We start from the raw sequence: 23,137 nt of genomic DNA on the forward strand, positions 1-23,137 counted from the left end.
GGCGCCATGCGCCGCGCCGCGCATCCGCCCGTCGTCGTCGTTCACATTTGCCTGCTCCCGTACACGGATTCGCGTGTCTTCTAGCACGTCGCCGCGCTGCCGTGTAGCCCCGGCAATTTGATGACAATCAATTACATGTGTGTCGGAGAAATTTACACCACAACAATTTTCTGGACACAAAAAAGTGACGGGGAAGTGACAAGTTTTTGATTAATCAAGGAAATAACTCTTGGTTACGGAAAATGGCATACCCCTTGCTTGGGCTATCGATGCGCCTGCCGACACCGGCAGGACCCTTAACAATCATCAGGGAGTCCGCATTGAAAACCCTCACCGCAATTACCGTTGCCATCGGTGTGCTGACCACGTCGCTGGCTTACGGCGCCACGACCTCCACGCAGTTCCGCGTCGACAAGGACGCGCGCATCGTCGATCTCGGGCTCGCGCCCCAGTCGGAGGTCAGGCAGGTCACGCTGTCGCTGGCCGTCAAGAACCTCGCCGCCATGGAGGCGCATGCCGCCGCCGTCGCCGACCCGGCCAGCCCGAAGTACCGGCAATTCCTGACGCCGGCGCAAGTGGGCAGCCTGTATGGCCAGGACGCCACGTCGATCGCCCAGGTGGTCAATTTCCTGAAGGCGCAGGGCCTGACGGTGACGAAAGTCTATGCGAACAACCTGCTGATTTCCGCGCAGGGCACGAATGCGCAGCTCGCGGCCGTGTTCGGCAGTACTATCCACGCCTACCAGACGCAGGGCCGCACCTATGAGGCGCCGGCCGGCACGACGGCGATGCCCGCCAACCTGGCCGGCATCGTCAAGTCCGTGCACGGCCTGAACGGCCGCCCGCTGTTCCGCAGCAATATCACGCGCCAGCCGGCGTCGGGCATCGCCACCGGCGAATCGAACCTGGTGCCGAGCCGCATCCCGACCCCGAACGCCACGGCCGCCTCGCTGCCGGGCGAGTACACGGTGCTGGACCTGGCCGCCAAATACGACGTCAGCCCATTGTATGCGGCCGGCGTGACCGGCGCCGGCAAGACCATCGGCATCGCCACGCTGGCCGGCTATCGCCAGTCCGACGCGTATGGCTACTGGAATGCGCTGGGCCTCCCGGTCGCGCCGAACCGCATTACCGACGTGCTGGTCGACGGCGGTCCGCTGGCGGACGACGGTCCGGGCAGCGGCGGCGCCGGCGAGACCACCCTCGACGTCCAGCAGTCGGGCGGCGTGGCGCCGGGCGCCAATATCCGCGTCTACCTGGCGCCGAACGCCAACAACGGCTTCCTGGACATGTTTGCGACGGCCGTCGACGAGAACATCGTCGACACGCTGTCCGTGAGCTGGGGCGCCGCCGAGGTCTTCAACGGCCCCGCCGACCTGGCCGCCTTCCACGCCGTGTTCGTCCAGGCCGCGCTGCAGGGCATACCCGTGATCGCCGCGTCGGGCGATGCCGGCGCGTTCGACATCAACAGCAATTTCCCGTACCCCACCTGCACCACCTTGCTGACGGCGGACCACCCGGCATCCGACACGGCCGTGCTGGCAGCCGGCGGCACGACCCTGCCGCATACGCAGGTCCACAAATACGGCAGCATCACGATCCCGACCGAGCGCGCCTGGGCCTGGGACTACCTGCGCGGCTACATCACGTCGCACTACGGCCAGACCCTGTACTACTCGGATTACTTCCCGGTGGGCGGCGGCGGCGGCGTCAGCGTGGACTTCGCCCGGCCGTCGTACCAGACCGGCCTGGCCGGCGCGATGACGAGCGCCGCGGCGCAAAGCCTGTACTGCAAGGCGTCGCTGCTGGGCGATCCGGGCTCGGGTTATGAAGGCCTGATCGACCTGCCGCCCGGCGTCGCCGGACGCAACCTGCCGGACGTGTCGCTCAACGCCGACCCGTACAGTGGCTATCTCGTGTACTTCGAGGGGCAGTGGGGCGCGGGCAGCGGCGGCACGAGCTTCGTGGCGCCGCAGCTGAACGGCATCTTCACGCTGATCGCGGCCGGCAAGAACAGCCGCCTCGGCATGCTGCATCCGCAACTGTACGGCGCGTTCAAGACCTACGGTTACGGCGCCACGTCGCCGTTCCGCGCGATCACGGCCGGCACCAACCTCTACTACAAGAGCACGAACACGTTCAATCCGGCGACGGGCCTCGGCTCGCTCGACGTGGCGAACCTCGCGCGTGCCTTCGGCGTGAGCCTGTGAATCCGATAACCAGCTACGAAAGATTGCGATGAAATCGATCAAACAAACCCTGCTCGGCCTCGTGCTCGCCACCTGCGCCGCCTTCGCCTCCGCCACGCCGACGTTCAGCGACACGTTCTTCGTCGTGCCCGATTTCGGGCCGGCCACGACGCAGACCTGGAGCTTCGGCGTCGCCGAACCGGGCGCCGTGTCGGGCGACACGTTCGTCTATGACTTCCTGTTCAACACGCCGCCCGAGCCCGCGTGGTTCGAATTCACGGCGTTCCCGGACCTGGTGGGCTCGCTGGCCTTTTCGGACCTCGGCTTTTTCGCCGGCGACTTCGTGACGCCCATCGACGCGCTGGCCCTGTCGCTGACGAGCGAGCTGGCCGGCGGCCATGGCACGATCACGAGCGGCACGTATGATTTGCGGCTGGCCGGGACGTTCCTCGTCGACGGCGCCGGCTTCACGGGGCAGGCGCTGTCCGATATTCCTGAGCCGGTGAGCCTGGCGCTGATGGGCGTCGGCCTGGCAGGGCTGATCGGCGCGCGCCGCCGCAAGGCCGCCGCGGTGGCGGAGCTGGAACACGCCTAGGATCTGTCGGACCGACTTGTTCCGCCAGCAGGCAGACCGTCGCCCCTGCGAAGGCAGGGGCCCAAGTTTGCCTGCCGCCCGTCCCCGCGGACGGTCGGACACACCCTAGTCGACGCCGCTGCCCGACCCTTCGACGAGTACCGGCGCGCGATAGCCCGCCGGCTTGTCGCCGACCCGCGCACCGCCGTACATCATGCCCTGCATCGCATTCGTGAAGAAATAGTAGGGGAACGGCGTCGCGGGTTGGCTCACGTCGTCCAGGCGGCGTACGAGTTCAGACGGGAGTTCGAAATCGAGCGCGCCGAGATTCGTCGCCAGCTGCTCCGGCCGCGACGCGCCGACGATCACGCTGGCCACGCCCGGCCGGTTCGCGACCCAGTTGAGCGCGACCTGCGCCATCGGCCGGCCGACGGCATCCGCCACTTTTTCCAGCTCGTCGACGATCTCGAAGTTGCGCTCGGTGAGGTGCTGGAACGCGGGATTGCCGTTCCCCTGCATGGCCGCGAGACGGCCTTGCGTGGCCGCGTCGCGCCGATAGCGGCCGGCCAACACACCGCTGGCCAGCGGGCTCCAGACGGTGATGCCCATGCCGAGCTCGGTCGCCAGGCGCGAGTATTCGTGTTCGATGTTGCGCTCGACGAGCGAATACTGCAGCTGCAATGCCGACACCGGTTCATAGCCGCGCCATTCGGCCAGCGTCTGCGCGCGTGCCGCATACCAGGCCGGTACGTCCGACAGGCCGATGTGGCGGATCTTGCCCGCGCGCACGAGGTCGTCGAGCGTGCGCATCACTTCTTCCACAGGCGTCAATTGATCCCAGGCGTGCACATAAAATACGTCCAGGTAATCCGTCTGCAGGCGCTTGAGCGACCCTTCGACGGCGCGCATCAAATTCTTGCGGCCGTTGCCGCCGCCGTTCGGATTGGCGGCGGCCAGGTTGAACGTGTATTTGCTGGCCAGGACGAGCTCGTCGCGCGCGCCGCTGGACTGGATGAATTCGCCCAGCCACGTCTCGCTGGTGCCGTTCGTGTAGACGTCGGCCGTATCGATGAAATTGCCGCCATGGTCGCGATACAGGTTGAACACGCGTTCGGCCGCCGCCTTGTCGGAACCCCAGCCCCATTCCGTGCCGAAAGTCATCGCGCCCAGCGACAGGCGGCTCACGCGCAGGCCCGTGCGGCCGAGGGTGTAGTAGACGGGTTGTTGCATGACGTTTCTCCTTGTCTGGTTGAATGAACGTCAGCATAGCCGGTGCGATAGGAAAGAAAAACTGCCATAATCTTGAGTACCTATTAAGAGTTGCTTAATAATGAAACTGACCCAACTGGATGGATTATTGGCGTTCGCGACCGTCGCCGAGCGCGGCGGCTTCACGGCCGCGGCGGCCGCGCTGGAAGTCACGCCGTCGGCCGTCAGCCAGACGGTCCGGCAACTCGAAGAGCGGCTGGGTGTGCGCCTGCTGCACCGGACGACGCGCAGCGTGCGCCTGACGGAAGCGGGCGAGCAGTTTCTCGCGCGCGTGGCGCCGGCCGTGGCCGAGCTCACGCAGGCGGCCGCCGAGCTGGACGAATTCAGGAGCGGCGCCACCGGCGTGCTGCGGCTGAACATGGCGAACATCGTCTACGCCGTATGGCTGCGTCCCTTGTTGCCCGGTTTTCTTGCCAGGCATCCCGGCATCAAGGTCGAACTCGGCTTCGACGAGGGCTTCGTGGACATTGTCGCAAGCGGCTTCGATGCCGGCGTGCGCCTCGGCGAATCCGTCCAGCTCGACATGGTGGCCGTGCCGCTCACGCGGCAGGAACGGCTGTGCATGGTGGCGGCGCCGGACTATGCGACGCGACGCGGCCTGCCGCGCACCATCGAGGAATTGCAACAGCACGATTGCATCCGCTACCGGTTTCGCAAGAACAATGCGATCTACCGCTGGGAACTCATGCGCGACGACCGCCTCGTCGATGTGGAGGTGGACGGGCCGCTGATCGTCACGAACAGCGCGTCAATGGCGGGCGCGGCGCGCGACGGCATCGGCATCGCCCACGTCTTTCTGCGGCAGGTCGACGCCGACCTTGCCGCGGGCAGGCTGGTGCCCGTGCTGCCGCAATGCTGGTCGACACAGCCGGGCTTTCATCTCTACTATCCGACGCGGCGGCATTTGCCGGCGAAGCTGCGGGCGTTCATCGATTACTGCGGCGAGCGGTTGGGAGAGCACGCCCACGCTTAATGCAGCTTTGTATTTTCAATATTGCGGATGTAAGCGGCTTGATCGTGGCCGACATAATTGCCAAGCGCTTGCGTGTAAACGGATTGTGGCGAGGCGCCCGCTCCCAAATGCGCGCCCGCCTGATTTTTGTAATCCGCCAAGTGCTGCATGCCAGCAAGCAATTGGACGGCAGTGCTATTCTTCAAATCGCCGCTCGACAATTTCACGCCCGAGCTCGTGGTCATTCCAGGTGTTGCCCACACCCCGCCGGCAAGAATCCCGCTGGTCACTTGAAGCAAACCGATCGACGGTCCACCCTGAGACCAGTTCCGGCCGGAATCCCCCATCGTCGTCGGGTCTCCGTTGGATTCCACGCGATATTCCCGTTTTACGACTTCCGGATCCAGGCCGAACTTGGCCGCGTTTGCATCAATAAAGGCGTCATACTCCGCCTTGGTTTTCAACTGGCCGCGACTGGATTGAGCATCACGCAGCATGCTGTCGGAAATATAATTTGTACCGACCCGATCCACGCGAACCTTCGATTCGGCCAGGCGATATGTTCCGGCCACATTGTGCGGCGTCGATGGCGCAGGCGGCACCTGTGTGACCGGATCGCGTTTCTTCTCTGACGGGGTGTCGTCGTTTTGCGCTGCGTGGTTGAGCTTTTTATGAAGACTCGCAAGTATGCGCTGGAGAAGCTTCTCATACTCGTTCCTGGTGAGCGTGCTGCCTTTTTTATGCAGCTCCGCTTTCAACTGATTGATGTCGTGGAGCGCCGAGTGGAGCCAGCTATCGGCCTGCATTGTATTTCCCATGGCTTAACCCCTTACGATTAGATATTGATCGTGCAATTCCTGGGGTAAAGCGTAAAAGATCGGGCCGGCCGGGCCGCGACACAAAAGCGAAGCCTTGCGCCGGGCGCCGAAGCACAGCCTGGATCAATCAAGACAGTGCCGCTGCGACGCTTGCGGTGGCGGCGTCTTGTTTGCCGAGGATGGACACGACGTTGTCCGCCCTGGCGCCCCGAACGCCCGCTGCATGAGCACGTGCAACTGGTCGCACACCTGCGCCGCCTTTTCGAACGCGAGGTTCCTGGCGTGGTCGACCATCAACTGCTTGGCGCGGCCGCGCTCGGTCTCGTCGATCGCGCTTCATCGAATCCGTGATCTGGTCCGCGTACAGGATCGCCACGCCGTCCAGGTTGCGCGCCGCGCGGCCGATGGTCTGGATCTGCGAGCGCTCCGAGCGCGGGAAGCCGTCCTTGTCGACGTCGAACGTGCCCGGCGCAGGTCGCGCAGGATTGCCACGCGCGCAATCGTATCGATGTCGCTGTGCAGGTAACGCGCCTTGGTTAAATATGCATTTAATTTGCATATTTAAAGATGGCAGGCTACACTGCGCAGGTATAAGTATTGCTCAATGGCATTTACCGGTTGTGGTTTTTCAGGAGTCCCATGATGAATATCGATAAGTTCAAACACCAGCACGTGGCCATCCTTGATGGTATCGGGCGTTTGCGCGAAGCCGTCCGCGCGGGGATCGCGGAGAACGCCGACGACATCGCCACGCGCATTGTCAAGATCAGCGGCGTGATCAAACTGCATCTTGCTATCGAGGACACGGTGCTGTATCCCGCGGTCGCCGACAGCGCCGACCGCAAACTCGCCCGGCTGGGCGAGGCCTACCAGCGCGAGATGAACGGTATCGCAGGCGAGTATTTCGAGTTCGCGTCGCGCTGGAACCTGCCGGCGCGGTTGAAGGCCGATCCCGAAGGTTTCCGCGCCGACGCGAACCGCGTCCTGCGCGTGCTGTTCGAACGCATGCGGCGCGAGGACACCGAATTCTATCCGGCGATCGACGCGGCCGCGGCGACGGTCTGAGCGCGCGGAGGGGCGTGAATGACCTGGGTACGCGACCCGCAATCCGCCGGCTGCCGAGGGGTGACTTTATCGTTTGACCGTGTCGACTGCGTCCGGCGCAGGCATGAAAAAACGGCTCCGCGGAGCCGTTTTGCCTGATGTTGAGCGTCAGCGCTTACTTGCCGAGAATCGACACGACATTGTCCGCCCCCGGCGCGCCGAACGCCTGCTGCTTGAGCACGTGCAGCTGGTCGCGCACCTGCGCCGCCTTTTCGAACTCGAGGTTCTTGGCGTGGTCGACCATGAGCTTTTCGAGGCGCTTGATTTCTTTCGAAATCTGCTTCTCGCTCATGCCCTCGACCTTGGCGGCGTCCTCCGACAGGCCGACGTCGTTCAGCATGGCCTTCTGCGCGGCCGCGCTGTACACGCCGTCGATCATTTCCTTGATCTTCTTCTGCACGCCCTTCGGGATGATGCCGTTCGCTTCGTTGAACGCGATCTGCTTGGCGCGGCGGCGTTCCGTCTCGTCGATCGCGCGCTTCATCGAATCCGTCATCTGGTCGGCGTACAGGATCGCCACGCCGTTCAGGTTACGCGCCGCGCGGCCGATGGTCTGGATCAGCGAGCGTTCCGAGCGCAGGAAGCCTTCCTTGTCGGCGTCGAGCACGGCGACGAGCGACACTTCCGGCAAGTCCAGGCCCTCGCGCAGCAGGTTGATGCCGACGACGACGTCGAACGTCCCCAGGCGCAGGTCGCGCAGGATTTCCACGCGCTCCACCGTGTCGATGTCGCTGTGCAGGTAGCGCACCTTGATGCCGTGGTCGGACAGGTATTCCGTCAGCTGCTCGGCCATGCGCTTGGTCAGCGTGGTGACCAGCACGCGCTCGTCCTTCTTGATGCGGTCCGTGATCTCGCTCATCAGGTCGTCCACCTGCGAGCGCGCGGGTTTCACGATCACCTGCGGGTCGACGAGGCCGGTCGGACGCACCACCTGCTCGACGACGTTGTCGGCGCGTCCCTTTTCGTAATCGGCGGGTGTCGCGGACACGAAGATGCACTGGCGCATCTTGCTCTCGAATTCCGAGAACTTCAGCGGCCGGTTGTCGAGCGCGGACGGCAGGCGGAAGCCGTAGTCGACGAGGTTCACCTTGCGCGAACGGTCGCCGTTGTACATGGCGTTCAGCTGGCCGATCATCACGTGCGACTCGTCCATGAACATCAGCGCGTCCTTGGGCAGGTAGTCGATCAGGGTCGGCGGCGGCTCGCCCGGCATCGAGCCGGACAGGTGGCGCGAATAGTTTTCGATGCCCTTCGTGAAACCGACTTCGGCCAGCATCTCGAGGTCGAAGCGGGTGCGCTGCTCGAGGCGCTGTTCTTCCAGCAGCTTGCCCTGCTGGCGGAATTCTTCCAGGCGGTCGCGCAGCTCGGCCTTGATGGAGTCGACCGCCTTCAGCACGGTGGCGCGGCCGGTGACGTAGTGCGAGCCGGGGTAGACGGTAAAGCGCGGGATCTTCTGGCGCACCTTGCCCGTCAGCGGGTCGAACAATTGCAGCGACTCGATCTCGTCGTCGAACATCTCGACGCGGATCGCCAGCTCGGCGTGTTCGGCCGGGAAGATGTCGATCGTGTCGCCGCGCACGCGGAACGTGCCGCGCGCGAAGTCCATTTCGTTGCGCGTGTACTGCATCTGGATCAGGCGCGCGATGACGTCGCGCTGCGCGACTTTGTCGCCCGTGCGCAACGTCAGGATCATCTTGTGGTACTCGTTCGGATTACCGATACCGTAGATCGCGGACACGGTCGCGACGATGACAACGTCGCGCCGCTCCATCAGCGACTTCGTGCACGACAGGCGCATCTGTTCGATGTGCTCGTTGATCGACGAGTCCTTTTCGATGAACAGGTCGCGCTGCGGCACGTACGCTTCCGGCTGGTAGTAATCGTAGTAGGAGACGAAGTACTCGACGGCATTCTGCGGGAAGAATTCGCGGAACTCCGCATACAGCTGGGCCGCGAGCGTCTTGTTCGGGGCGAACACGATCGCCGGACGGCCCGCGCGGGCGATCACGTTGGCCATCGTATAGGTCTTGCCGGAACCGGTCACGCCGAGCAGCGTCTGGTACATCAGGCCGTCCCCGATGCCCTCGAGCAGGCCCTCGATCGCGGTCGGCTGATCGCCCGCCGGCGGGAACGGTTGGTGCAGCTTGAACGGGGAATCCGGGAACGTGATGACGGTGGGTGCTGGTGAATTTGCAACCGATAAATCTGCCATTGGATCAGACCTTTGCTAGAATGAGAATCCGCCTGCGACCCAGCATTGTTCGAGGTCGCTGTCTATACAACCGCTGCGAAACCCAGCCGACAAACCAAGTTTATCACGATGAATTCCCCAGCTCCTGCCAGCATCTTCAGCGCCATCGCCATGGCCCCGCGCGATCCCATCCTCGGCATCACCGAAGCCTTCAATGCAGACACCAACCCCGCCAAGATCAATCTGGGCGTCGGCGTCTACTACGATGACAACGGGAAAGTGCCGCTGCTGGATTGCGTACGCAAAGCGGAAGCGAAGCTGATGGAACAGCCGACGCCGCGCACCTATCTGCCGATCGAAGGCCTCGGTGCGTACGACAAGGCTGTGCAAGAACTCGTATTTGGTGCCGACAGCGCCGTAATTCAAGAGAAGCGCGCGGTCACCGTGCAAGCCCTGGGCGGCACCGGCGCACTGAAGATCGGCGCCGACTTCCTCAAGCGCTTCTCGCCGGATTCGCAAGTCTACATCAGCGACCCGAGTTGGGAAAACCACCGCGCGCTGTTCGAAAGCGCCGGTTTCACCGTCAACACCTACGCCTACTACGATCCGGCCACCAAGGGCGTCAACTTCGACGGCATGCTGGCCGACCTGAAAGCGATGCCGGAAGGCGCGATCGTCCTGCTGCACGCCTGCTGCCACAACCCGACCGGCGCCGAACTGAACGCCGACCAGTGGGGCCAGGTGATCCAGGTCGTGCGCGCCAACAACCTGATCCCGTTCCTCGACATGGCCTACCAGGGCTTCGGCGACGGCATCACCGAAGACGGCGCCGTCGTGCGCCGCTTCACCGAAACGGCCGGCCCCCTGCTGATCTCGAACTCGTTCTCGAAGTCGTTCTCGCTGTACGGCGAGCGCGTGGGCGCGCTGTCCGTCGTCGCCTCGACCACGGAAGAGGCTGCTCGTCTGCTGTCGCAGCTGAAGCGCATCGTCCGCACCAACTACTCGAACCCGCCGACGCACGGCGGCAAGGTCGTCGCGACCGTCCTGTCGACCCCGGAACTGCGCCAGTTGTGGGAAGACGAGCTGGCCGGGATGCGCGTGCGCATCAAGCAGATGCGTGACGAACTGGTCAAGAAGCTCGCCGAAAAGGCACCGGGCAAGGACTTCGCGTTCGTGCGCGAGCAGGTCGGCATGTTCTCGTACTCGGGCCTGACGAAGGAGCAGGTCGAGAAGCTGCGCGCGGAATCGATCTACGCCGTGGACACCGGCCGCATCTGCGTGGCCGCGCTGAACTCGAAGAACATCGACACCGTCGTTGACGCCATCGCAAAAGTTCTCTAAAATCGCGGCCTTCCGCTAAGCAATCATTGTTGGCGGATCAGGGCCTCGAAGAACCGTCGCGAGCGGCGGCAGTTTTGTCCGAGAAGCGCAGCCGTACTTACGGTACGGCCGGTCCGCCGTAGCGGAGCATCGCAGGACAAAAATGCAACGCGCAGCAGGTTATTCGAGGCCCCACCAATTCCCTGATAGCTCAGTTGGTAGAGCGACGGACTGTTAATCCGCAGGTCCCTGGTTCGAGTCCAGGTCGGGGAGCCAGAATTCGCACGGTTGACCTTCAACCTGTGCAAGCCGTTGGTGAGCGGCTATAATAGCAACACCTATTCCCTGATAGCTCAGTCGGTAGAGCGACGGACTGTTAATCCGCAGGTCCCTGGTTCGAGTCCAGGTCGGGGAGCCAAGAATATCAGCAAGACGCAAGACGCAAGACGCAAGACGGCCGCTTCGATGAAGCGGCCGTTGTCGTTGGTGCCGCGCCGCCGCGATCAGGCCGGCACGCCTCGATGCGCGCGTGGGCCCCGGCCGACGAACCGCCTTCCCAGCAGAAGTGCCAAGCCGCCCAGCAGCAAGGACCAGGCGCCGGGCTCGGGAACGGGCGGCGCCATCTCGAAGCCTTCGATGAGGCCGGCATCGGTCCGGATGTTGTCGATGGCCAGCGCGGATTCCAGGCCGGGATCGGCTACGTTTCCGACGAAAAACGCCAGCTGGTAGCTCCCGGGCGCAAGATCGTACGACGTCGTCACCCAACCCGTCGCGCCGCCGGTCCCGCTTACCCATTTGCCGGGCCCATACGGGATCCCGCCCAGCAATCCGGCGAACTGGCCATCGAAATAGGCGGCACCGGGATTCAGCGACACGCCGGCACTGACGTCGCCCGGCCCGCCGATCGCCGGCACCGCGCGGCAGACGTCGCAGGTCGTATTCGCGGTGTACAGCGTCGCCACGTTTGCCATGGTCGTCGCATCGATGAGCTGGACGACGGCGAAATCGGGGAAGTCCTCGCCATCGTTGGTGAGAAAGTTCAAATCCAGCGATAGCGTGCGCGCCGTATCGACGCTGAACACCGACGACAGCAGGGCGCTCCCGGTCGTGGCGCCGGCGACGCCGGTGACGGAGAGATCGGTGGCGCCGGTATTGTCGATGAAGGCGAATTGCTGCCCTTCGGACGGCGGCAGATCCGCGACGGCAGCGGCAATGCCGCCCGTGCCGCCATCCGATAACGTCCACCCTTGCGGTAAGCCCCCGGCGCCGGCGACGGACGCCATGCACAGGAATAACGCCGCAGCGCCTGATTTGAACAATGTTTTCATCGCTGCCCCCAGTTGAGTTTTGCGGTCGAGCCTCCGGCGTGCGCCAGTTCGGATCGCGCCGATTGCGCCACGACGGGATCGCGGTCGTGCGACATGGTGGCCAGGCCGCGCTTCGCGGCGTCCGTGCCGATGTCGGCGAACACGCGCACTGCCTTGCGTCTGAGCGCCGTGTCGCCGCTGTTCATCCACTGCTGCGCGCGTTCGAAGCCCGCCGTGGCATGAAATCCGAGAAACCTGGCAAGCTTGTCCTGCGTGACCAGCTTGCAGGCCGCATCGGGGTCTGCGATCGTTTTCTTCGCCTGGACCGGACTGGCGAGGCTCGCCGGTGTCGTGCCGAAGCCTTCGGCGCCGGTGTCCCTGCCGAGCGCGTCATACTGGCTGCGGTAGAACGCGTTGAACTCGGGCGCCGCCGACACGTCGTTCAGGCGACCGCGATCAAGCCGGTACAGGACCGGCCAGGTGGCGACGCATTCGACGCCGTCGTAATCGGTGAGCGGCTGCGGAATCGCCAGCGTGACCCGGCGCCCGGGGCCGTCGGACTTGAACATGCTGCCGACATCGTTCACGCTCCATGCCTGGACGGTGCTAACGAAGAAGTGTGCCGTTTTCGCGGCGCCCGGACCGGTGACGAGGACCGTATTGCAGAATTGCCTGCCCGAATAGTCGACCGAGGCGACCAGTTCGTACCGGCCGTCGGCGTCGAGATCCGCGATCCGGAAATCGCAGAGGTGGATGCCTTCCTGTCCGAGGCCGCCGAGAAAGGCCAGGACGTCCGCATTGCTCGGCGGCTTCGCCTGCAGCGATCCGGCCGACCCGTCGACGCGCCAGTCCCGCGCGGCCAGCGACGCGTCGCCGGCGCTGGCGCCGGCCTGGCCGGGCAGGGCACACAGTGCGGACAGCCCGGCCGCCACCGTCATGATTCTCCATGTATTCATTTCAGTTCTCACTTTCGGTCACATGCGGGTTCGGGGTTAATGCATCAGCGAGCGTATCGAATCGGCGTAACCCACGCCGCTGCCGTTGCCCGCGGTATTGACGATCCATTGCCATTGTCCGCCGGTGCACTGGGGGCCGGTGCCGCCGACGCATGTCGCGTCGTAGTATTGGCCGGTGATCGAGCCCGTCGCATAGGGGCCATAGAACACCAGGGCCATGTTTTCCGATTGCGTGCCGGTGAGCGCGGGCAGGCCGGGGTGGGCATTCCGGATGCGGGTTTCGAATCGTGTTGCGAACGTCAGTTTTTGCTTGAAGAGCGCGGCGCCTCCCTGCGTGTTCGCCATCCAGTCCCACGCCATTTGCATGCTGACCGGCATTTGCATGAGACCGATATGACTCCCCCCGTCGAAACTTTCGCGGGGCCATAATGCGGATTGCCCATATAACGTGAGCTGGGAAAACTGCACATACGAGCTTTCTCGTTGCGCAATACCGGTCAATAAATGCGGTGTGCTGCCGCCGGCGTAAAGGCCGACGAGCCTGTTCGTAATGTCGTCGGCAGAAATGGTGATGCCGGTAATCGTGACCACCGTGCGATCGGAACTGGAATTTTGCGTTGCCGTCGCTGTCAACTGGCCGCCCATCGCATCGAATGTCCTGGTCTGGGTGACGCCGGAACTTGTCGTCAGGGTGCTGGCATTCGTGAAGGGGCCGCGGCCGCCCGACGTCGTGTACGCCAGTGCGAGATTCCAGTCGATCGGCACGTTGTCGGCGCCGGTCGCGTCGAACGGCACGGGCGTGGCGATCTGGTAGGTCGCGGCGCTGACCGGCGCGAGAATCTTCAGTCCCGTACGCCTGGTCCAGGTATCCGTGCCAGAGTATCCCGCGGAATTGGTCCAGGTGCCGCTCGCGCTGTCGCATGACGTCGCGGAAAACGTCATGACCATGGTGAACGACGCGGCGCAGGTCCCGCTGGGCGCGGGATTGGTCGCCGTTGCGGTAAATGGATTCGTGCCCGAGACGCTGAGCGACCATAATCCGCCGCATCCGACGACGGCCACCGACCCGGTCAATTGCGGGTTGATCTGATAGGTATAACCGTAATCGTCTGTCCAGGTGCCTACCGGACTGCAAGACTGTGCCTGCGCTTCCGCCATTCGACATGTCATGGTGCCGATCAATAACAATATTGCAGGTAGCGATCGCATGATAATTCCTTAAAGATTATTTCCTTATGGACGCTCAGGCACGGCAGTCAATACCGGGGCTTCATGCATTCTCTGCTTTTCGATTGGCGGGAATTTGTGATGTATCGAATGGGCGGCGCCGCCCGATTGAAATGCGGATGGGAAAAAGAGAAAGGGGCATCGATCGCTCGATGCCCCTTTTTATTATTTGCGTTTTCGAAACGCGAGCGTTATTTGTTTCCAGGAATCGGCTTCACCTTGCCCGCCGCTTCCAGCGCCCGCGCGCGCGCCGTGTCGACATCGTCCGCCGTCGCCAGCGCCACGCCCATGCGGCGGCGGGCGAACGATTCCGGCTTGCCGAACAGGCGGATATCGCAGCCCGGCACGCGCAGCGCGTCGGCCACGCCGTCGAACGCGATGCCCGCTTCCTCCAGCTGGCCGTAGATCACGGCGGACGCCCCCGGCGCGCGCAGTGCCGGGTTCACGGGCAGGCCGAGGATGGCCTTGGCGTGCAGCTCGAATTCGCTTTGCACCTGCGTGGCCATCGTCACCATGCCGGTGTCGTGCGGGCGCGGGCTCACTTCCGAGAACCACACCATGTCGCCCTTGACGAACAGCTCCACGCCGAACACGCCCTGGCCGCCCAGGTTCGCGGTGACCTTGTCGGCGATCTCCTGCGCGCGCAGCAAGGCCAGCGGCGCCATCGGCTGCGGCTGCCATGATTCGACATAGTCGCCATGCACCTGCTTGTGGCCGATCGGTTCGCAGAACCGCGTCTCGATTGCGCCGTCCGCACCGATCGCGCGCACGGTCAGCAGCGTGATCTCGTAATCGAAGTCGATGAAGCCCTCGACGATCACGCGGCCCGCATCCACGCGGCTGCCGGACGCCGCATAGTTCCAGGCGTTCTCGACGTCAGCCGCGCTGTCCAGCCTGGACTGGCCCTTGCCCGACGACGACATCACGGGCTTGACGATGTTCGGAAAGCCGATCTCGGCGCATGCGGCCTCGAGTTCGTCGAGGCTGGAGGCGAAGCGGTACGGCGACGTGGCCAGGCCCAGTTCCTCGGCGGCGAGGCGGCGGATGCCTTCGCGGTTCATCGTCAGCTGCGCGGCGCGTGCCGTCGGGATGCAGGTGATGCGGCCCGCGGCTTCCAGTTCGGCCAGCTTGCCGGTGGCGATCGCCTCGATCTCGGGCACGACGAGGTCCGGCTGCTCGCGCTCGATCAGCGCGGCCAGCGCATCGCCGTCCGTCATGTCGATCACGTGCGCGCGGTGGGCGACCTGGTGGCCGGGCGCGTTCGGGTAGCGGTCGACGGCGATCACTTCGACGCCGAGGCGTTGCAGCGAGATGATGACTTCCTTGCCGAGTTCGCCAGAGCCGAGCAGCATGACTTTGGTTGCGGAAGGGGAGAGGGGCGTGCCGAAGGTGCGTGCGGTGGTCATTGAGAGAATAGTGTAAGTCGCGCGGAGTGGCGACTATAGCAAACCGCGCCGCCGTGCGCACGCCGGAGGGGCATTTGGCAATCCCCGATTTCCTGCTATAATATTGCCTCAATTCCCTGATAGCTCAGTCGGTAGAGCGACGGACTGTTAATCCGCAGGTCCCTGGTTCGAGTCCAGGTCGGGGAGCCAGAATTCCGGAAGGCCGCTTCTTTGCAGAAGCGGCCTTTCTTATTTCCGGCGCCGTGCTGCGCGATGCGCATGCCGACATTGTGAAATCCAACCGACGGCATTATGTTTTTGGCCACGTTTCTCATCTTTGGTCCGACCGCAGCTAAACTGGCTCGACCAATACCAACGATGAGGAGGCGAGATGGACATGCAGTCGATCGGGTTCGAGCGAGGTTGGCGGGTGCGCGGGGCGGGCGTCGGCGCGCTCGCCGTCGCGATGCTGATGCAGGGGTGCGGCGGCGGCGGCGGCGAACCGGAGAGCCACGGCGCGCAGGCGGTGACGGCGGCCAGCGTGTCCACCGTCCCTGCGGCGACGCCGGCGACGCCCGCCACCCCGGCCACGCCGGGCGGACCGGGTACGCCGGCAACGCCCGCCATGCCCGCCACCCCGGCGATCCCGCACATGCCGGTGCAGTCCACGACGGTCAGCGGCTGGGCCTCGCAGGGCGAGGGCACGACGGGCGGCGCGGGCGCGCCGGCCAGCAACGTGTATGTCGTCCACGACTGGGCAGAGCTGAACGCCGCGCTGGCCAACGTCAACAGTCCCACCTACGCACTGAATCCGGCGGCGGCCAAGGCCGAACCGAAGATCGTCTACGTCGCCGGCACCATCTACGGTACCGACCTCGGCAACGGCAGGCGGGCCGACGAGGCCTACTACAAGACGCTCAATGCCACCGCGGCCAAGTGGGACTGGAACCTCTACCTGCAAAGCCTGGACACGGCCTACATGGCGGCGCTGAACGCCAGGGTGGCGCAGGGCGACGCCGCGGCCATCGCACAGCGTGCCCGGATCTCGGCGCTGAGCTCGGCGGGCAGCACGCTGCGCCGCTACCAGAAGGCGCAGATCCAGGCCATCATCCCCTCCAACACGACGATCCTCGGCGTGGGCACGGACGCGAAGCTGATCGACGGCTACTTCTCCGTCAATGCGACCAGGAACATCGTCATCCGCAACCTGGAATTCCAGGCGCCGCAGGACCTCACCGCCAACTGGAACGGCAAGGAGTGGAATTCCAGCTACAAGGCGATCTCGGTCGTGACCGGCAAGCAGTTGTGGATCGACCATTGCACGCTGAGCGACGGCGCGCACTTCGATTCGGCCGAGGTCGTGACGATCAACGGCGTCACCAGCGAAGTGCAGCGGCACGACGGCCTGATCGACATCGAGGACAGCTCGGACTACGTCACCATCTCGTACACGGTCTTCCGGAACCACGACAAGACCAATATGGTGGGCGGCTCGGGCGACCAGAACGGCTACAAGGAGCGTGACTACAACCACCTCACGTTCAGCAATGACGTCTGGGAAAACTCCGTGCAGCGCGCGCCGCGCGCCCGCTTCGGCCGCATCCACGTCTACAACAACTACTACAAGGGCGACACCGCCGCCGCGGATTACCGGCTCAGCTATTTCATCGGCATGGGCGCCGAATCGAAGATCCTGTCCGAAGGTAATGTCTTCGAGATCAGCGGGCCGAACGCCACCGCGTCCCGGGTCATCGCGAATGCGAACGGCTACCAGTTCAAGGACGTCGGTTCCTGGATCAACGGCGTACACGCGTCCGCCGACCTCGAAGCGGCCGCCAGGGCCGCGCTGGAAGCCAACTGGACCAAGGCCACCGCCGCGGCCGCCGCGAGCCACTTCACGGTCGGCCCCTATACCAACGAGCTGGGCTGGACGCCGACCTATCCGTACAAGCGCGCCACGTCGGCCGCGGCCCTGAAGCTGCACAACCTGACCTATTCCGGCGCCGGCAGGCTCGCCATCGACCCGGACGCGGTCGCCAACGCCAGGCGCCCGTTCCTGAGCGACGCGCAGGCCGCCGGCTACACGGTCGCCAGGGCGCTCGCCGGCGCCGACTCTTGGGCGCCGCAGGCGGTGAATGCCGGCCACGTCGACACGGGCCGGATCGTGCCGGACTTCACGGTCGCGCCGGACGGCAGCGGCAACTTCACGACCATCCAGGCGGCCCTGAACGCCGCGAGCACCGTGACGAAGGAGCGCGTCGCCATCCGCGTCATGCCGGGCACCTACCCGGAGCTGCTGGTCGTGGCCAACACCGCCACGCCGGTCACCCTGTACAGCACGGAGGCCGACGCGTCCAGGGTCGTGGTGACCAGCCCCCTGAACCAGAACAGCCCGGGCGCGAGCTACAACGCGCTGGTGAGCGCCGCGACGTATGCGGGCAACGGCGATGCCGCCGCGCTGTACAAGGCGTGTTCGCGCAAGACGACGGCGGTCGGCAAGGAATGCTCGACGGCGATCCGCGTGCGCAACAACGGGTTCCAGGCCGCGAACCTGACGTTCCAGAACACGGACGCGGGCAACGGGCAGGCGCTGGCCGTCATGATCGACAAGGCCGACCGCGTCCAGTTCGACAACACCCGGCTGCTGAGCAAACAGGACACGCTGTACCTGTCCAACAGCGGCAAGCGCAGTTATTTCACGGGCGGCGAGATCGGCGGCGACGTCGACTTCATCTTCGGTCCCGGCGTCGGCGTGTTCGAGGGGGTGGCGGTGCGCTATACCGGCGTGCGCAAGCCGGCCGGCGGCTACATCGCCGCGCCGTCCACGCTGGCGTCGCAGCCCTACGGCTTCCTGTTCGACGGCTGCGTATTCCTGGCCGACGCCGCGACGCAGCCCGCCAGCGTGTTTTTTGCGCGCCAGTGGGACGACGGCCCGGGTGCCATCGGTAAGATGATCGTCCGGAACTCGGTGCTGGGCGAGCACATCGCGTTCGGTTCGGGGCCGTGGAATCCGACGACCATCGGCGGCGCGCAGACGGCCTATCGCGACGGCCGGAGCGGCGAACCCTACCTGGCCGAATACGCCAACTGGCAGGTGGCGCCCTGAGCACGCGCAATCTCATGTGGCCCGACCCCGTGCCGGGGCGCTAGAATCCGCAAAGCCGCGTACGCATGTCACCGATGCGCGGTCTTTTTCCACTTCCGCGCCCGTCACGATGTCCATCTTGTCTCCACTTCCTGCGCGCGACGCCGCCCGCATCGCCCGCCACGCCGCCGCCGCCGATGCGGACGGCTGGCTGCATCCGGTCCACCAGGCCCTCATCCACCGCCGCGGCTGGCTGCGCATGCTGGCGCCGCGCGCCGTCGGCGGGGACGAGCGGCCGCTGCCTGACGTCGTGCGCCTGGAAGAAGCGATCGCGCGCATCGACGGCAGCGTCGGCTGGACCGTCACCCTGTGCGCCGGCGCCGGCTGGTTCGCCGGCTTTTTGCCGCCGTACCTGGCGCGCGCCATCCTGGCCACGCCGCGCGCCTGCCTCGCCGGCAGCGGCGCCCCGACCGGCCACGCGGACCGCGAGGGCGACGGCTGGCGCATCGACGGCGAGTGGGACTACGCGAGCGGCGCGCCGATGGCGACCCACTTCACGTTCAACGCATACCTGCGCGCGAACGGCGTGCCGCTGCTGGACGCGAACGGCCAGCCGCGCATGCTGGCCTTCGTCGTCCCCAGGGACATCGTCGAGATCGTGCCGCGCTGGCGCAGCATCGGCCTGAGGGCGACGGCCTCGCACGCCTACCGCATCCGCGCCGCGTGGGTCCACGCCGACCACGGCTTCGTCATCGACCCGGCCGCCGCGTGCGCGCAAGGGCCGCTGTACCGCTTCCCGTTCCTGCCGTTCGCCTTCGTCACGCTCGCGGCGAACGTGGCCGGCATGGCGGCGCACTTCGTCGACCTCGCCGCCGACTGCATCGCGCGCCGGCGCAACCGCTTCGGCGGGCACAACGGGCCGCTGATCGAGGTGCCGGCCGTGCGCGCCGCGCTGGATGGCGCGCGCGGCCGCCTGATGGAGGTGCGCGGCCGTTTCTACTCTCTGCTCGATGCGTGCTGGGCCGACGTCTGCGCCGGCGCCGGCGTTGCGGACGAACAGGCCGCGCAGATGCAGGCGCTGGCGCAGGAATGGGTGGCGGCGTCGCGCCACGCGGTCGACACGCTGTACCCGTACTGCGGCCTCTTCGCGGCGCGCGCGGACAGCGACATCAACCGCGTCTGGCGCGATTTCCACACGGCGTCGCAACATGCGCTCTTGATGCCGCAAGGCTGAGCCGTTATAATGCGGCCTCAATTCCCTGATAGCTCAGTCGGTAGAGCGACGGACTGTTAATCCGCAGGTCCCTGGTTCGAGTCCAGGTCGGGGAGCCAGAATGTCAAAAGGCCGCGCGTGTGTCTCACTGCGCGGCTTTTTCGTTTTCCCGGCGTTCGCCGGCAGGAAACAAAAAACGAGCGAAAATAACGACTTACGTCATCCATCGCTCGTTCCCCGATGTCCACTCTGGCTTCTTCGGCTCTCCCTCGTCGCGCCGGCGTCAATCCGAAACCGCTCGGCGTGCCCCTGCTGCTCATCGTGCTCGGCGCCTGGTATCTCGCACAGGCCGAAGACGCGCGCCATGCCGCGTTCACCGGCAACGTCTTCGGTACGCGGTTGCGGCCGCTGTTCGGGCTAGCCGTCGAATGCGTGAAAGCGGGCGGCTGCTGACGTCGCGCGCGCCGGTCGAACCTGGCCGGTTCGTCGAATCGCCTGTGAATACGGGCCGTATGCAAACGGAGGCGGCCCTGCAGGCTTCGCCCAACAGGCCTACAATCGATCCTTTGCCGTCAGGATCGAGCATGCAAGCAACAGTCAATACAACAATTCTCGAACAGGACGGATTGCCCCCGGGGCCGCGTATCTGGGCCATCTTCGCCCTCGCGCTTGGGGTGGGCATGTCGGCGCTCGACACCGCCATCGCCAACACCGCGCTGCCCGCGATGGCGGAGCAATTGCACGCCACGCCGGCCGATTCCGTGTGGATCGTGAATGCCTACCAGCTGGCGATGGTCGCCACCTTGCTGCCGATCGCGGCGCTGGGCGAGACCATCGGCTACCGCCGCGTCTACGTCGCCGGGATGGCGTTGTTCACGCTCGCCTCGCTCGCGTGCGCGCTCGCGTGGTCGCTGCCCGTGCTGATCGTCGCGCGCCTGTTCCAGGGCCTCGGCGCCAGCGCCATCATGGGCGTCAACACGGCACTGCTGCGCGCCACGTATCCGGCCCGGCTGCACGGACGCGGATTCGGCAACAACGCGCTCGTCGTCGCGATCGGCTTCGCGCTCGGGCCGAGCCTGGCGTCCATCATTCTCGCTGCGTCGTCGTGGCAATGGCTGTTTGGCATTAACGTGTTGCCGGGCATCGTCGCGTTTTTTATGGCGCGCAAGGTGTTGCCGGACACGCGCCGTGCCAGCCACCGTGTCGACCGTGTCGCGGGCATCTACAACGTCGTCGCGTTCTCGATGGCCGTGCTGGCGCTGGGCGATGCCGCGCACCGCGTCGACATGAAGACGCTGTTGCCCGAGGCGCTCGTCGCGCTCGTGTTCTTCGGCCTGCTGCTGCGCCGCGAGCGCGGGCATCCGGCGCCATTGTTGCCGGTCGATCTGTTCCGCCGGCCATTGTTCGCACTGTCGACCGTCACCGCCGTCTGCACGTTCGCCGCGCAGGCGCTCGCCTTCGTCGCGCTGCCGTTCTTCTTCGAGACGACGCTGGGCCGCTCGCCCGTCGAGACGGGCTTCCTGATGACGCCGTGGCCCGTGCTCGTCGGCGTGATGGCGCCCGTGGCCGGACGGCTCTCCGATCGTTATTCGCCGGGATTACTGGGCGGCATCGGCCTGATGATTCTCGCGGCCGGCCTGGTCACGATGATGCGTTTGCCGGCGGCGCCGTCCGCCCTCGACATCGGCTGGCGCATGGCCGTGTGCGGCATCGGGTTCGGCTTCTTCCAGGCGCCCAACGTGAAGGCGATCATGGGCAGCGCGCCGGCGTCCCGCAGCGGCAGCGCCAGCGGCATGGTCGCGACCGCGCGCCTGACGGGGCAGGCAACGGGCGCCGCGCTCGTCGCGTTCTGCCTTACCATCTCCCACGTGCGCGGACCGTGGATCGCCCTCGGGATCGCCGCCGCGTTTTCGTTCGCGGCCAGCGTGGCAAGCTTCTCGCGCCTCGTCGTCGCGGCGCCGGCCGTGTGAGCCGCACCATTCAAGAAAGAAAACAATGACACGACGTTTCAAGATCGCCGCGATTGCCGGCGACGGCATCGGCAAGGAAGTCCTGCCGGAAGGTTTGAAGGTATTGGCGGCCGCGGCCGAACGCTTCGACCTGCACCTGGAGTTCACGCATTTTCCGTGGGCCAGTTGCGACTGGTACATCCAGCACGGCGAGATGATGCCACCCGACTGGAAGGAACAATTGTCCGAGATGGATGCCATCTATTTCGGGGCCGTCGGCTGGCCGGCGCTCGTGCCGGACCACATCTCGCTCTGGGGCTCGCTGCTCAAGTTCCGGCGCGAATTCGACCAGTACATCAACCTGCGTCCGGTGCGCCTGTTCGAAGGCGTGCCGTGTCCGCTGGCCGGCCGCAAGCCGGGCGACATCGACTTCTTCGTCGTGCGCGAAAACACGGAAGGCGAGTACACGAACCTCGGCGGCGTGATGTTCCCGGGCACCGAGCGCGAGATGGTGATCCAGGAATCCGTGTTCACGCGCCACGGCACCGACCGCGTGCTGCGCTACGCCTTCGAACTGGCCAACGCGCGCCGGCGCCGTCACCTCACCGTCGCGACGAAATCGAACGGCATCGCCATCAGCATGCCGTGGTGGGACGGCCGCGCGGACGCCGTCCACGCCGACTACCCGCAGGTGACGGTCGACAAGCAGCACATCGACATCCTGACGGCCCGCTTCGTGCTGCAGCCCGACCGCTTCGACGTCGTCGTGGCGTCGAACCTGTTCGGCGACATCCTGTCCGACCTCGGCCCGGCCTGCACGGGCACGATCGGCCTGGCGCCGTCCGGCAACCTGAACCCGGACCGCACGTTCCCGTCGCTGTTCGAGCCCGTGCACGGCTCCGCGCCGGACATCGCCGGCAAGGGCATCGCCAATCCCATCGCGATGATCTGGTCGGGCGCGATGATGCTCGCATTCCTCGCCGCCGGCACCGACCCCGACCCGCGCTGCGGCGAGGCGCACGACGCCATCGTGGCCGCGATCGAAGACGTCCTTAAGAGCGGCCCGCGCACGGGCGACCTGGGCGGCACGGCGACGACGGTCGAGGTCGGCGACGCCATCGCGGCGCGCGTGCGCGGCTGATGGCGCTTTGAAACGGGCGCGGCCGCCCCGATATGAGATCCATGGCGCGCCGTCCCTTTCTCCCCGATATTCCCGAACCGCCCGCGGCGGACGGCCCGTGCCCGCTGTGCGGCCGGCCGCTCGGCACAGTCAACATCGACCGGCATCACCTGATCCCGAAATCGCTGAAGGGCAGGGAGCAATACCCGATCCACAAGATCTGCCATCGCAAGATCCACGCGACCTTTTCCGAACGCGAATTGCTGCGCGCCTACTACACGTGGGAGGCGCTGCGGGGCGATGACGACATTCGCGCGTTCATCGACTGGGTGGCGAAGAAGCCGCTGGGGTTTTATGCGCGGACGTTTATGGCGAATAAGAAGAAGAGCGGCTGATGTGGGTATAGTCATCTTTCGATTGGAGGATGAGATGCGAAAACTGCTGCTCGGCTTTTACTTGCCGATGCCCATGCCGATGT

18 protein-coding genes, 4 tRNA genes and 1 pseudogene are annotated in these 23,137 nt (G+C 65.3%); 15 read left to right on the forward strand and 8 right to left on the reverse strand.

Annotated features, from left to right (window positions below):
- The first annotated feature begins 320 nt into the window (after positions 1-320).
- Entirely contained in the window at positions 321-2,210 is a 1,890-nt protein-coding gene (locus U9J41_RS24610) for a S53 family peptidase (RefSeq protein ID WP_322404789.1), read from the forward strand.
- 28 nt (positions 2,211-2,238) lie between these two features.
- Positions 2,239-2,784, forward strand: coding sequence for a PEP-CTERM sorting domain-containing protein (locus tag U9J41_RS24615; RefSeq protein WP_322404791.1), 546 nt, complete (start codon positions 2,239-2,241; stop codon positions 2,782-2,784).
- A gap of 105 nt (positions 2,785-2,889) precedes the next feature.
- On the opposite strand, the gene U9J41_RS24620 is transcribed toward U9J41_RS24615, so the two are convergent.
- Complete coding sequence (locus tag U9J41_RS24620; protein ID WP_322404793.1) at positions 2,890-3,993, reverse strand: aldo/keto reductase; 1,104 nt, start codon at positions 3,991-3,993, stop codon at positions 2,890-2,892.
- 100 nt (positions 3,994-4,093) lie between these two features.
- Here U9J41_RS24620 and U9J41_RS24625 point away from each other — a divergent pair, with 100 nt between their 5' ends.
- Positions 4,094-5,005 carry a LysR family transcriptional regulator gene (locus U9J41_RS24625; RefSeq protein WP_322404795.1) on the forward strand — a complete coding sequence of 304 codons (912 nt, stop codon included), beginning with the start codon at positions 4,094-4,096 and terminating at the stop codon, positions 5,003-5,005.
- Here U9J41_RS24625 and U9J41_RS24630 read toward each other — a convergent pair.
- Together U9J41_RS24630 and U9J41_RS24635 are read right to left on the reverse strand one after the other, a co-directional pair.
- Positions 5,002-5,790: a hypothetical protein gene (locus U9J41_RS24630; RefSeq protein WP_322404797.1), complete on the reverse strand. Its 789-nt coding sequence runs from the start codon at positions 5,788-5,790 to the stop codon at positions 5,002-5,004. The two genes, U9J41_RS24625 and U9J41_RS24630, sit on opposite strands and share 4 nt — an antisense overlap.
- Positions 5,791-5,925: 135 nt before the next feature.
- Positions 5,926-6,354 (reverse strand): annotated as a pseudogene (locus U9J41_RS24635) (hypothetical protein); the annotation flags it as partial.
- A gap of 87 nt (positions 6,355-6,441) precedes the next feature.
- Here U9J41_RS24635 and U9J41_RS24640 point away from each other — a divergent pair.
- A complete protein-coding gene (locus tag U9J41_RS24640; protein ID WP_322404799.1) occupies positions 6,442-6,867 on the forward strand; it encodes a hemerythrin domain-containing protein in 426 nt (141 codons plus the stop codon).
- Between the two features lie 154 nt (positions 6,868-7,021).
- Here the strand turns inward: U9J41_RS24640 and uvrB are convergent, their stop codons facing one another.
- Positions 7,022-9,118, reverse strand: coding sequence for an excinuclease ABC subunit UvrB (gene uvrB / locus U9J41_RS24645; protein WP_322404801.1), 2,097 nt, complete (start codon positions 9,116-9,118; stop codon positions 7,022-7,024).
- Positions 9,119-9,226: 108 nt separating this feature from the next.
- Here uvrB and U9J41_RS24650 point away from each other — a divergent pair, with 108 nt between their 5' ends.
- The 3 genes from U9J41_RS24650 (at position 9,227) to U9J41_RS24660 (ending at position 10,835) form a co-directional block, all read left to right on the forward strand.
- Positions 9,227-10,438, forward strand: coding sequence for an amino acid aminotransferase (locus U9J41_RS24650; protein WP_322404803.1), 1,212 nt, complete (start codon positions 9,227-9,229; stop codon positions 10,436-10,438).
- A 179-nt stretch (positions 10,439-10,617) separates the two neighbouring features.
- A tRNA-Asn gene (locus U9J41_RS24655) sits at positions 10,618-10,693 on the forward strand.
- A 66-nt stretch (positions 10,694-10,759) separates the two neighbouring features.
- Positions 10,760-10,835: transfer RNA gene (locus tag U9J41_RS24660), tRNA-Asn, on the forward strand.
- An 85-nt stretch (positions 10,836-10,920) separates the two neighbouring features.
- Here U9J41_RS24660 and U9J41_RS24665 read toward each other — a convergent pair.
- The 4 genes from U9J41_RS24665 to purT form a co-directional block, all read right to left on the reverse strand.
- Entirely contained in the window at positions 10,921-11,745 is an 825-nt protein-coding gene (locus tag U9J41_RS24665) for a hypothetical protein (RefSeq protein ID WP_322404805.1), read from the reverse strand.
- Entirely contained in the window at positions 11,742-12,662 is a 921-nt protein-coding gene (locus U9J41_RS24670) for a hypothetical protein (protein WP_322404807.1), read from the reverse strand. The genes U9J41_RS24665 and U9J41_RS24670 overlap by 4 nt, the downstream gene beginning before the upstream one ends.
- A 54-nt stretch (positions 12,663-12,716) precedes the next feature.
- Positions 12,717-13,889, reverse strand: a complete 1,173-nt coding sequence (locus U9J41_RS24675; protein ID WP_322404809.1) for a hypothetical protein — start codon at positions 13,887-13,889, stop codon at positions 12,717-12,719.
- A gap of 209 nt (positions 13,890-14,098) precedes the next feature.
- Positions 14,099-15,313 carry a formate-dependent phosphoribosylglycinamide formyltransferase gene (gene purT, locus U9J41_RS24680; RefSeq protein WP_322404811.1) on the reverse strand — a complete coding sequence of 405 codons (1,215 nt, stop codon included), beginning with the start codon at positions 15,311-15,313 and terminating at the stop codon, positions 14,099-14,101.
- Positions 15,314-15,426: 113 nt separating this feature from the next.
- Here purT and U9J41_RS24685 point away from each other — a divergent pair.
- The 8 genes from U9J41_RS24685 (at position 15,427) to U9J41_RS24720 (ending at position 23,054) form a co-directional block, all read left to right on the forward strand.
- Positions 15,427-15,502 (forward strand) — tRNA-Asn (locus tag U9J41_RS24685).
- 181 nt (positions 15,503-15,683) lie between these two features.
- Positions 15,684-18,398, forward strand: a complete 2,715-nt coding sequence (locus U9J41_RS24690) for a pectinesterase family protein (RefSeq protein WP_322404813.1) — start codon at positions 15,684-15,686, stop codon at positions 18,396-18,398.
- A gap of 109 nt (positions 18,399-18,507) precedes the next feature.
- Positions 18,508-19,611, forward strand: a complete 1,104-nt coding sequence (locus U9J41_RS24695) for an acyl-CoA dehydrogenase family protein (RefSeq protein WP_322404815.1) — start codon at positions 18,508-18,510, stop codon at positions 19,609-19,611.
- Positions 19,612-19,633: 22 nt separating this feature from the next.
- Positions 19,634-19,709: transfer RNA gene (locus tag U9J41_RS24700), tRNA-Asn, on the forward strand.
- 184 nt (positions 19,710-19,893) lie between these two features.
- Positions 19,894-20,043, forward strand: coding sequence for a hypothetical protein (locus U9J41_RS24705; protein ID WP_322404817.1), 150 nt, complete (start codon positions 19,894-19,896; stop codon positions 20,041-20,043).
- A 131-nt stretch (positions 20,044-20,174) separates the two neighbouring features.
- Complete coding sequence (locus tag U9J41_RS24710) at positions 20,175-21,560, forward strand: MFS transporter (RefSeq protein ID WP_322404819.1); 1,386 nt, start codon at positions 20,175-20,177, stop codon at positions 21,558-21,560.
- Positions 21,561-21,585: 25 nt separating this feature from the next.
- Positions 21,586-22,680 carry a tartrate dehydrogenase gene (locus U9J41_RS24715; RefSeq protein ID WP_322404821.1) on the forward strand — a complete coding sequence of 365 codons (1,095 nt, stop codon included), beginning with the start codon at positions 21,586-21,588 and terminating at the stop codon, positions 22,678-22,680.
- A 41-nt stretch (positions 22,681-22,721) separates the two neighbouring features.
- Complete coding sequence (locus U9J41_RS24720) at positions 22,722-23,054, forward strand: HNH endonuclease signature motif containing protein (protein ID WP_322404823.1); 333 nt, start codon at positions 22,722-22,724, stop codon at positions 23,052-23,054.
- Positions 23,055-23,137: the final 83 nt, after the last annotated feature.

The organism is Massilia luteola (assembly GCF_034420155.1).
GTDB classification, from domain to species: Bacteria; Pseudomonadota; Gammaproteobacteria; order Burkholderiales; family Burkholderiaceae_D; genus Telluria; species Telluria luteola.